Annotated in this window: 7 protein-coding genes and 2 pseudogenes; 4 read left to right on the forward strand and 5 right to left on the reverse strand. The window is 52.5% G+C overall.

Translation table 11 applies throughout. From position 1 onward, the window contains the following. Positions 1–139 precede the first annotated feature (139 nt). Positions 140–709, forward strand: a complete 570-nt coding sequence (locus AC2FH8_RS20370) for a hypothetical protein (RefSeq protein WP_496690614.1) — start codon at positions 140–142, stop codon at positions 707–709. 323 nt (positions 710–1,032) lie between these two features. Here the strand turns inward: AC2FH8_RS20370 and AC2FH8_RS20375 are convergent. Both AC2FH8_RS20375 and AC2FH8_RS20380 read right to left on the reverse strand, forming a co-directional pair. After that, positions 1,033–1,140 (reverse strand): annotated as a pseudogene (locus tag AC2FH8_RS20375) (IS6 family transposase); the annotation flags it as partial. Between the two features lie 316 nt (positions 1,141–1,456). Next, positions 1,457–3,115 (reverse strand): AMP-binding protein, encoded by a 1,659-nt coding sequence (locus AC2FH8_RS20380; protein WP_496690615.1) that lies wholly within the window; start codon positions 3,113–3,115, stop codon positions 1,457–1,459. A gap of 633 nt (positions 3,116–3,748) precedes the next feature. On the opposite strand from AC2FH8_RS20380, the gene AC2FH8_RS20385 reads away from it, so the two are divergent. The 3 genes from AC2FH8_RS20385 to AC2FH8_RS20395 all read left to right on the forward strand — a co-directional run bounded on the left by AC2FH8_RS20385 (position 3,749) and on the right by AC2FH8_RS20395 (position 6,144). Next, complete coding sequence (locus AC2FH8_RS20385; RefSeq protein WP_496690616.1) at positions 3,749–4,327, forward strand: TetR/AcrR family transcriptional regulator; 579 nt, start codon at positions 3,749–3,751, stop codon at positions 4,325–4,327. A 124-nt stretch (positions 4,328–4,451) separates the two neighbouring features. After that, the gene (locus tag AC2FH8_RS20390; RefSeq protein ID WP_142640397.1) at positions 4,452–4,865 is read left to right on the forward strand and encodes an ester cyclase; all 414 of its coding nucleotides are present in this window, start codon (positions 4,452–4,454) and stop codon (positions 4,863–4,865) included. A 202-nt stretch (positions 4,866–5,067) separates the two neighbouring features. Next, entirely contained in the window at positions 5,068–6,144 is a 1,077-nt protein-coding gene (locus AC2FH8_RS20395) for a DUF2652 domain-containing protein (protein ID WP_142640398.1), read from the forward strand. Between the two features lie 180 nt (positions 6,145–6,324). Here the strand turns inward: AC2FH8_RS20395 and AC2FH8_RS20400 are convergent, their stop codons facing one another. From AC2FH8_RS20400 to AC2FH8_RS20410, 3 genes and pseudogenes are all read right to left on the reverse strand, one after another. Further along, positions 6,325–6,786, reverse strand: a complete 462-nt coding sequence (locus AC2FH8_RS20400; protein ID WP_496690617.1) for a hypothetical protein — start codon at positions 6,784–6,786, stop codon at positions 6,325–6,327. A 513-nt stretch (positions 6,787–7,299) separates the two neighbouring features. Next, the gene (locus AC2FH8_RS20405; RefSeq protein WP_496690618.1) at positions 7,300–9,360 is read right to left on the reverse strand and encodes an adenylate/guanylate cyclase domain-containing protein; all 2,061 of its coding nucleotides are present in this window, start codon (positions 9,358–9,360) and stop codon (positions 7,300–7,302) included. Between the two features lie 572 nt (positions 9,361–9,932). Further along, positions 9,933–10,136, reverse strand: a pseudogene (locus tag AC2FH8_RS20410) (IS6 family transposase); the annotation flags it as partial. Between the last annotated feature and the right edge of the window lie 342 nt (positions 10,137–10,478).

Below are 10,478 nucleotides of genomic sequence, written 5' to 3' on the forward strand. Positions count from 1 at the left end.
CATGCTGGCGGGGATAGGCGTCAACTTGAAGCCTTTTCTCAAAACCTTGACCTGTCAGCGCAATAAATCCGAACCTCAAATTTCCAAATTGGTTCCACCTACAGCGTATCAGACACGCTCAACCTAGAGGGACCAAGAAATGAAAAAGACACTGATTACATCCGTCACCGCATTCGCCATTGTCCTGAGTGCCGGAACGTCCACCGCTGGTCCGTTGCGTGACCATAGCCAACGCGGGTTTGCGCACAAAGTTCACTCATCAGTTTCGCAAACAGTCAATCACGCTGATGGGATGGCCAATACCTACCAAACCACCAATTCTTCCGGCTTTGGCTTCGCTTTACCTTCAGAGCGCCATCTGGGTCAAAATAACCTGTCCGCCACTCAGCAGTATCCCGCAATAAACCCGAATTGGAGCTGGGATTTGTCGGATGTTAATTTGATCGGAACTGATACTGGTGGATACGCAATCGAAGACGGTATTCGCCTGAATTGGGGTCAATTCAAGAAAACCAAATGCCTGGTCAAGTTGAAGAAGATGGTCGATACCTCATTGGTTCCGAGATCATTATCGCGGCAGGGTTTGGGGTTATCATCGAGGGTTTTGCGGAAATTATTTATGATATCGCTTGTCCACTTGGCAATCTTAGCCCAGCTGAATGCTAGCTATTCTGGAATGCGGGAGAATTTAGGTCCGGCTGCGATGTAATGCCGGTAACTGCTGCGCTTCAATACTGAAAGGCCACCCGGTATAATGGGAAGATCACCACGGTATGGACCGACCATGACCCAAAACCCCTGCGCCGGCTCACAAGAGACGGTTCAGGGACTACTGCGTCAGGGAGATCATGCTGGGGTGTTCTGGGTGGAAGCCGATATGTCGGCTGAAACCTAGAGCCCGGTAACGAGACGGCAGGCTCGGGATTTGCTACAAAAACAGATTGCAGCCCAAAGTCACTCACCGATCGGGACGTAGCCGGTTTTGTTGCAAAATTTTGAGCACGACGAGCTGTTTTAACGATCGGATTGGAGCTAGACAGTCAGCTCAGCGAATTGTTTGAATGAACAGAGTCCAGGCTTGAATTGGCCTTTGCGGATCATGTGCGCCACCTCGATACCTGCAAAAGTTGCCGTAGCCGACCACTTAATACAGCACTGCGTGCAGGTGAATGATAAGTTTGCGAGTGCAAACCAGTAACGATAATGGCTCCCATTATCGTTATCGATACGAACGGCCCAACCCGGTCATTGTGATTTTTCGCGGTGCGCGCTCGCTACGGAAGAAATGCTGCATGCGCTCGAAATCTGGCGCTGTGACGCGGCGATGAAACCGGCCATTGGTGCAGCGCAGCGAGGCTGGAACGGTCAATTCACACAGTGCGGACTAAGTCGCCGTTCGCTGCCCAGCAGAATTGCCATGTATTTGAACGACGAAGCTTGCCTTCGAGAGGCTAGATCAAGTGGCGCCGACACTCGCTTCTCGGAGCAGGAACCTTTGAATTTTGCCGCTGGGTGTCTTCGGCAGTTCTTTGACGAATTCGATAAGCCGAGGATAGGCGTGTGCAGAAAGGCGCTGTTTGACATAATCCCTCAGCTCTGCAGCTAACTCCTCATTACCTTCTGTGCCTTCCGCCAGTACGACCACCGCTTTCACTATTTCGGTCCGTTCCTTGTCCGGCACGCCTACGACTGCCGCCTCCGTCACAGAAGGGTGTTCAATCAGGGCGCTTTCAACGTCAAACGGTCCGATGCGATACCCCGAAGAGGTGATGACGTCGTCGTTCCGCCCTACGAAAGTGATACATCCGTGTTCGTCCCGCTCCACCGTGTCCCCGGTAAGATAGTATCCGTTCTCGATCGATTTGTTGCCCTTGTTCAGGTAGCCGCTAAAGAACAAGAGAGGTGAATCCGCGATGTTGACGGCCAATTGACCAGGCTCATTGAAATCGGCGATGCTGCCATCATCGGCCAGAACCTCGACCCTGTATCCCGGCATAACATAGCCGGCCGATCCCGGACGGACCGGATGTTCGAGCCCGTGATGATTATTCACCAGCATACCCGTTTCGGTCTGCCCATAGTGATCTTTGATCGGCGCATTCAGTTCGGTCTCGAACCAGCGGATGACTTCGGGGTTTAGCGGCTCGCCTGCGCTGCTGATGCACCGGATCTGATCGCGCAGCTGTGCCGCGCGCTCGGTTCCGGCGGCGATGATTAGTCGAAACGCAGTAGGCGCGCCTGCAAAGTTAGTCACATCCAATCTCGAAATCACGTCATATGTACTGTCCACTGTGAATGGTCCCTCGACCAGAGTGGTTGCATGACCCAATAGTAGCGGACCGATCAACGCATAGTATAGACCATAGGCCCAGCCCGGATCGGCAATGTTCCAGAAAACATCCTCATGCCGCAGACCGATCCCTTCGATCATGTAAGATCTAAAGGCAGGCAGAGCTTTTAGGGGCACGGGAACTCCTTTTGCGGGACCTGTAGTTCCAGATGTCGCCATCATGAACATCAGGTCATCGCCGTTCCGCAAAACCGGGACGAACTCAGGCGATTGCGAGGCCATTGCCCGGCGGAAATCAATGTCTCCCCCAACAACCTCTTGTCGTGTGTCAGCAATCATCGCGACAGGCGGGCAACCTTCCACTTCGTTGAGCTTTTTGCGGTTCGCGGCGTCAGTCACAACCATCTTCGCGCCGCTCATGGTCAAACGGTCCTGAATGGCCTTGGGCCCAAAGGCTGTAAACAAAGGTTGATAGGCCGCACCTGCCCGGAGGGCGCCTAGAACAACTGTCACAAGATCCGGGGTGCGCGGCAACAGACCCGCCACGATGTCGCGGGGTTGGATGCCTTGTTCCTTAAGCAAATTGGCAAAACGCGCAGCTTCGTCGCGCAACTGCTTAAAGTCGCGGGTCTCATGGTGCCCGTCCAATGCAATCCAGTTCAAAGCCATGGGATTGCCCTGCAAATGGGCGTCACAGCATTCTACGCATGCATTGATCCCGCCGCTGAAATTGCCGAAAAAGACAGACTTTGCGAGGTCCAGATCAAAGCCCTCCACCGCTTTGGAGTATTCTGAGGAAGTCCCAGAGTCAGAATTCGATTCCATCAAAACGTATTCCTCCAAATGCAGCCCGTAATTACCTTGCACTCAAATAGGTCAAATTTCTACGTTGGAGATTACGCGAACATCTGCGCGCCACGAGTGGTCCATTCAGTCCCGAACCAAAGCTCGATTTGGCACGAGACGGTAGGGCAACGGTCCAATGCATGGCAGATGAAATGGGAGTGAGCCGACGCTCGTTACAGAGATACCTAAACGCGTCAAGATTCACATTTTCGGGGATACGCGGCCAGGCTGTAAATCATGCTGCATTGCTCGTGCAAATGGTCTAGGTCAGGGCAGGCTCGTTCGACCATCGGAACTTTGCCTCTCAGCGAATTTCATCGAACCGGTCATTGAAGGCCGCGCTGGGATGCGAAAATTGAGCCGCGCATTTACTGCGGTTGGTTTGAACAATAAGAATGGCTGTCAATCCTGACGTCAATTTTAGAAAACGCGGGAGCATTCCCGCTACACGGAGCAATGACAAATCAACTACTTGCCTGCGAGTTGGAATTTAAGAGCGCACCATGCAAAACGTGGCAGTTCACGAAGATTCTACCCTGCGTAACGGTTTTTCCTGATCTTGCTCAGACGGTACGTGTTGCGATTTTTAAATGATCATTTTAATATACTCCGATGGGTAGACCAAGATCATATTCACGCGAAGCTGTAGTTGAAAAAGCCATGGGTGTTTTTTGGCAAAACGGCTACAAAGCTGCATCGATAAGTGACGTTGTCCGCGAAACCGGGCTGAACACGGCCAGCATGTACAAGGAGTTTGGAGACAAGGAAGGATTGTTTTCAGCAGCTTTGGATCATTACCGCGATCATGTTATCGGGCCGCGCTATCGTATTCTGATCGACAACCCTAACTTAGAGGGCGTCGAAATGTTTCTCCGAAACGTTTTTTTGGGGGCCGCCAAGTCGGAATACAAGGGCTGCCTGATGATGAACCACCTTGCGCAGAAACATGTGATAAGTCCTGAGGCCGCTGAACAGGTGGGCGCGTTCTGCGCAGAAGTCGAGTCATTGGTTGAAACTGCTCTTCGTAATGCCCAGGCGGATGGAGATATCGGGGCGGAAAAGGACACAGCGCAGCTTGCAAGCTTTGTGGTTTTTTGCGTTCACGGGACCGTCTTGTATGGGCGGCACGACGAAAAAAAGCACGTGATACCAAAATTTTACGACTTGATCATGAGGGAAATTCGCGAGTGAAGTTCATCCCTCATTTATTTTAAAATTGATTTTTTAAAATAAATGTTCTAAAACTATCCCATCCAGACGGAATTGAAGGCAACGACGCGCTGGACTTTAGTGAAACAGGGATAGGAGAAGCACGATGAGTATTTCCGAAACGGCTATGGCCTTCTTTGATGCATGCGAAACAGGCAAAGGCTGGAACGTCTGCAAGACATACTGTCAGGACGGTGCCACTTTTACATGCGAAGCCGACGCATTGGCCGATATCTCGACAATCGAAGATTATACAGCCTGGACGGCGGGAATTTTGACCCCAATCCCAGATGGCAATTACGACATCACCTCATTCTCGACTGATCACGAACGCAACATCGTAACGGCCACAGCAGTATTCAGCGGCAAACAAACCGGTGAAGGTGGACCAGTTCCTGCCACCGGCAAAGAAATCGCAACCAACTATGCCTACGTTATGGAATTTGAAGGTGATAAGATCGCCCGAATGACCAAAATCTGGAATGATGGGCACTCTCTAAAACAACTCGGATGGGCGTAGTGACGTCGCTATAGCGGCGGCGCCATTTAGGGGCTGTATTGCGGGAACTTGGTAACCACTTCGGGCTCTCACCGGCAACTTTGCGTCTGAGCTCCAGCCTACACACCATGATGACCGTCTATGGCGCATTTGGACCCAAAGTGGTTTTGAACCCTTTGTAGGTCAAAATAACCGCGCCAAACACTCTTTTGGGGAGCGTGCCATGTCAACACAAACTGGATATCTGTTGATCGCCGACATTTCCGGCTACACACAATTTTTGACCACTTCGGAAATGGATCACGCTAATCCGATTTTGCATTCCTTGCTGGGCGTACTGGTCGAACAGGTGGGTGATCCGCTCCATTTCTGGAAAACCGAAGGCGATGCCGTTCTGGCATATTCAACCCGGCAGGATTTCCCCTCCGGCGAGACCTTCCTGACCATCTGCGAGAATCTCTACAACGCATTTGCTCTTCGTCGGCAGGACATAATTGCCAACACAACCTGTACCTGCAACGCGTGTGCCAATGTCGGAGGGCTGGATTTGAAGGTTATCACCCATCATGGCCAGTTCGAAGAAATGCAACTTGGCCCGGTAAAAGACTTTTCCGGCGCCGACGTTGTTCTGGTCCACCGAATGGCCAAGACGAACGTTGTTGAAGCCACCGGTGTACGCAGTTACGCGCTGTTTAGCGAGGCCGCTGCAAACGCCATGGATATCAAAGGCATAGTGGAACCGTTTTCACAGGACATCGAACATTTTGGCGAGGTTTCGATGAAGGTCTACGATTTGGCTAAATCTTGGGAACGTTTGCGTACCAACCGCGAGCGCCATTTTTTGACCAAGGAAGACGGAGTTTGGACCTTCAGCCATCATTTCGATGCTCCAATTGCAGTCGTCTGGGAGGCGTTGGTCGCGCCTGAACTAAAGCTGAAATGGATGAACCGTGTTCAGGATATCACCGTCGACAGCCCGCAAGGGCGCCTCAGCAACGGGTCGGAATATCATTGCTCTCACGAATTGGCGGACTTTTTCTATCGCATCACTGATTGGGAACCGTTCGACTATTTCTCGACCTGCATCCAGGATCCGGCGCGCACTGGAGTAAGCCTGCCCGAGACATATCAGCTGACGCAAACGAACTCTGGCACCGACTTGCGATACACAATGGGTCAAGCGACGGATGCCGAAGGCAATAGGTCGGAAATCTCAGAACAGGAGGTTTCAGCGTTCCTGGCAGAATTCTGGGCCGCATCGTTCTCTGATCTGGACGAACAACTCAAGGCCTCGAAGTAAGAGCGCTTTGATGGGACGGCTTACATTGCGTCGGCAACCGCGAAATGCTGCTCTCTGTGATGTGTATGATGTCTGACGCCATCACCTACCGAACATTGGAGCAACAGTAACGTTTTCCCATGCCCTGCTTCCCACGATCAATCCAACGGCCCTACCCGTCATAAACTCAGGGACAACATTTCACTCAGGGATTTCCACGGTTCCTACTATGTGGGTTCGCCTCAAAGGTAGTGCTTGGTATATCGACACAATGTCCGTCGTGGCTATGCCCTCGCCAGTCATTCCATCATAGCGCCCGGTTCCGACGATAATTTCCCAAGAGTTAGCCGCGCCTTTTTCACCTGCTTTCCAACGCATCGTGAAAGTGTCTTCGCCCTCACCAAAAATGCATATTCCGGAGATTGAGTTGGTCCCATCTTGGTAACCGAACCCCGATCCAAGGCATCGAGCAAGCCCGCCGTCAACAGGACCTTCGATAACTTCAAATCCTCCTTTGTTGTCGGCGATGTGGAAAATATGATCACCAAGGTCAAAGTTTTCCTGAGAAAGCGGATAGAAATTATTAAGCTCGATGCGTTGCTCCTCGGCACTGGTCGCAGTACTAGTAGCGGCCAAGACCGAGATCAAAATTAGGTTTTTCATTAAGGCCTCCTAAGGCTCCATTCACCTTAAGAGTATTAGTGACATTAGCAAACGACGGGCATGTTAATTTCCGCTATTCATGAGCGCCCGCTCGTCTCAACCCGCCTGTATGTGCGGATTGTCCGGGAATGGGTGAAGCCCATAGACCTTGAGGCGAGCACCAAGGGAACGCATTCTAAGAGGTGAACCAAGGTTACTCAGATCTGCAGAAACATTGACAATCTGCGCAATAAGCGACTTCTGCCTGGACATACAAAAATGGATAGGACGGTACGGTATTCTGGCCTAGAGTTGGAGAACACATTGGCCATCGCGGAAGCTTTTGAAATTTAGAGCCACAGGGTCTTTTTCCTAGACGGCCCAAACCGGACATTGGCTACCGGGTGGTGATGCTGCGGTCGCAACCCACTTTCCGGACATTCACTGCGAGAGCGAAGTCCCCGGCGCGCTGAGCTCACACAACGCGAGACTTGTCGGACTTTCCCGAAGCCCCTTAGCTTTAACGGAAGTTTCCTACTGGTTCTTGTTGGTGCTAGTAACCGCACGCCAGCCTTCCTTTGGCGGCCTGTCTAATAGGTCTTGGGCGCGGGCCATCATGGCGACTGAGGCGGGGTCTCCGTTTCGCGTCTGGTCTGCGGCCGCGAATGCGGCAACGGCCTCTTCAAACCGCCCTGTCCGATAATGTGTAAGGCCTTGTTCATAAGCCTCTATCCAGGCAAATGATCCAACACGCCCATCCGCCATCGCGATCAGTTCGTAGACCACCAGCTCTTCAACACGTCCAAACACCGTAAGCGTGTCCAACTCACGGACCACGATTGCGTCAGCGGCCTGTCGCCTCGTTTCCGGCCCGATCAGGATCAGCGTTCCATAGTCTTTGTTGGCCCCTTCCAACCGACTGGCAACGTTCACGACATCACCAATCGCGGTGTAGTTCAACCGCTGCTCTGATCCGATATTTCCGACCAGAGCCTCGCCGCTGTTCACCCCGATCCTGACGCGTAGGGGGTTGCCGGCCTCATCTTCAATTCCGGACGCGCCCACGGCAGCGACAAGGTCCAGCGCTGCGCAGCAAGCATTTTCAGCGTGGTTGGCATCTTTACGCGGCGCCCCCCAAAACGCCATCACGGCATCGCCAATAAACTTGTCGATCGTCCCACCGTTTTGAGTAATGGCCGCAGAGGCTGCGCTGAAGAAGGGCTCCATCAGCTGGACAATATTTGGGCCAAGTTTTTCGGACAGCCCTGTGAAACCCGCTACATCGCAAAACAACACAGAGATCTGTTTCATTTCTCCGCCCGGCTGTATCTTGATGCCCTCAGCAACCAGCATACGCACGAGATCGGTGGGCACGTATTTTCGGAAAGCGGACAAACCAGCGGCCATGCTCGCGGTTGCCGCAGAAAGATTGGCAAGCTCAGACAGTCTGGAGGGTCTGCGCTCAATGCGTTCGACGTCAAAGCGTTCGATTTTGCCAAGATCTTCGGCGATGCGTGCCAGCGGATTTGCGACAATGCTTCGGATCAGCCAGATCGCCAGCCCGGTTGCGACGATCACCACACCGATCAAAACGTATATCAAGTTTATCAGCGCTTCATCGATGCTCGACAGAAACGCCGCTTCGGGTATGACCGTGGCAACGCGCCAGCCGTAAAACCCCAGTGGCGTCAGCGCCACCGCATAAGGCACGCCGTCGATGACGACACGTTTCGTCAACGTGCCTTGGGCATTCGCTTGGGGATCTGCCAACAACCTTTCGCCTGAGATCATGGCAACTTCATAAAGCTTCCCTTCGCCCATGCGCGCCGGGGTAATCTCATCCGCTTCTGCATCAGGTACTGCAATAACTTTGCCGTCAGCGTTCAGAATAAATGCCGCGCCGAATTCGCCGGGGGCAAGCGTGGCGAGAAAACGTGACAAACGATCCGTTTCGATTGCAACGGCCAGAACACCTTGCCGCGTTCGGTTGACGTCTATCGGACCAGCAAAGGCGTAAACGGTTTTTTTACTATCCGGAAGGTCGTGCGTTTCGATCCACCCCGCAGAGCTGAGCCCCATGAAGTTTTCAAACCAGGCATGTTCGCGCGGATCATAGGATGTTTCAGTAAAGGTCCGCTCCTCGAACTGAATGTCACCGGGGATAAAGATATAGCGATCCTTCCGCAGCATTCGGTCGCGGATCCCCTTGTCGATTTCAATCATCTCAAGCCCGCCGTCACCTAGACGGTGCGACGCGAAAAAATTGCCATCGGGCCAGCCAAAGAACATCCATGAGATATTCGGCTGCGCCTGCAGTTGCGACAGAAAAACAAACTCGCGCTTGTCGGCCTGTCGCGTCGCGATGACGTTCTGGACAAAGATCGTGCGAACGGCTGCCCAAGCGGCTTCGGCCGACCTAAGCGTCACCCCCACCTCGATGCGGACAGTGTTCGCTATCTGGCCGTTGATTTCAGCTGCAAGCATGCGGCTATTGTCGCGCGCAGTCGTCCACCATAGGGAATGGACAATAAAGGTCGACACTCCGATAGACACAGCCACCAGAATTGACACAGCGATGCCCACGCTAAGTCGCACTTAAATCTCCGCCAAATTACTCATATTCTTCAGTATTGAATTGAGATTGCTAGGAGGGCATAACTTTTTTAGACCTATCCCGAAATCTCACGCAACTGTTAGGTAGCAGCAAAGCATTGTGTTGAAGCGGGCGCTTGAACATTGGCTACTGTAACTGACCTTTGCGATTTTGCCAGACGCTGTGTGCAAATGAACGGGCCGCCTGAACTTGCCATTGGCAGATATGTCCCACCACTGCGCTGCAGCTCATCAAAGGAGACATTCGCCGCAGCCACAAAATCGGCGGGTCTACGAACTAACAGCTCGCGAAAGGAATCTGCCGTTCATCTACTCTGCCCTTCCCGCCGCATATTGCGGGAAGAGCCGCCGTTGGCCCGAATTCGCAAGTTCGATATGATCTTAGCGGCTTTGTCGCAAAATTCTCTGAAGTGTAAGGGCTGGTTGGAATTTACTAAGTTCATACGGTTTGGTTCGTAAACTGCTTGACCGGGCAGATTCCGACTCCGAACTGACCCTTTCTGATCATCTGCGCAACTTCAATCCCATCGAGCGTTGCAGAGGCGGACGCAGTTTCGCTTATGGCGACGTGCCTTGTCGGCAATCAATGGCGCATATTTGACGATCCAACGGTTCAGCGTCGCGTGATCAACCTTAACTCTGCGCTCAGCCAGGATTTCTCCCAGATCCCGATACGACACTGAGTAGCGCAGATAGAAAAACGCCTCGTGCAAGATCACATCTTTTGGGAAATGCGAGCCCTTGAATGAGATCGTCACCGGATGCTCCTGTCAATTTTGGGCTGGTCATTAATGTTGTTTTCTCCAGCGACAGAATAATAAAGTCTATTGAGAACCAGTACTGCCAACCACTAATCCAAATATATAAGGGCGCTTCTGGATAAACGTGGCCTTTTGTGCCGAATGGGCAAAGCATTGGTTTGTCACCCGTCGCGCAAACACACCGCACCAAGAAATGGCGAACGGCATCTAATCTGATCTCTAGACGGCGGCGGCCGCTACCTGGAGGGTGCGTTGTGGGCTAACACTTGCCAGATCTCAGGCGTTAGCCCTGGATGCTAGCATTGGATCGAGTTGCCTTTCAGCACATCGAAGCCAGCC

The sequence above is a fragment of the Ruegeria sp. CDSC025 genome, assembly GCF_059610805.1.

Excerpts from the sequence above, each read along its gene's own strand:
- AC2FH8_RS20390 (WP_142640397.1), top strand. The coding sequence starts at position 4,452 with ATGAGTATTTCCGAAACGGCTATGGCCTTCTTTGATGCATGCGAAACA.
- AC2FH8_RS20370 (WP_496690614.1), top strand. The coding sequence starts at position 140 with ATGAAAAAGACACTGATTACATCCGTCACCGCATTCGCCATTGTCCTG.
- AC2FH8_RS20380 (WP_496690615.1), bottom strand. The coding sequence starts at position 3,115 with ATGGAATCGAATTCTGACTCTGGGACTTCCTCAGAATACTCCAAAGCG.
- AC2FH8_RS20385 (WP_496690616.1), top strand. The coding sequence starts at position 3,749 with ATGGGTAGACCAAGATCATATTCACGCGAAGCTGTAGTTGAAAAAGCC.
- AC2FH8_RS20395 (WP_142640398.1), top strand. The coding sequence starts at position 5,068 with ATGTCAACACAAACTGGATATCTGTTGATCGCCGACATTTCCGGCTAC.
- AC2FH8_RS20400 (WP_496690617.1), bottom strand. The coding sequence starts at position 6,786 with ATGAAAAACCTAATTTTGATCTCGGTCTTGGCCGCTACTAGTACTGCG.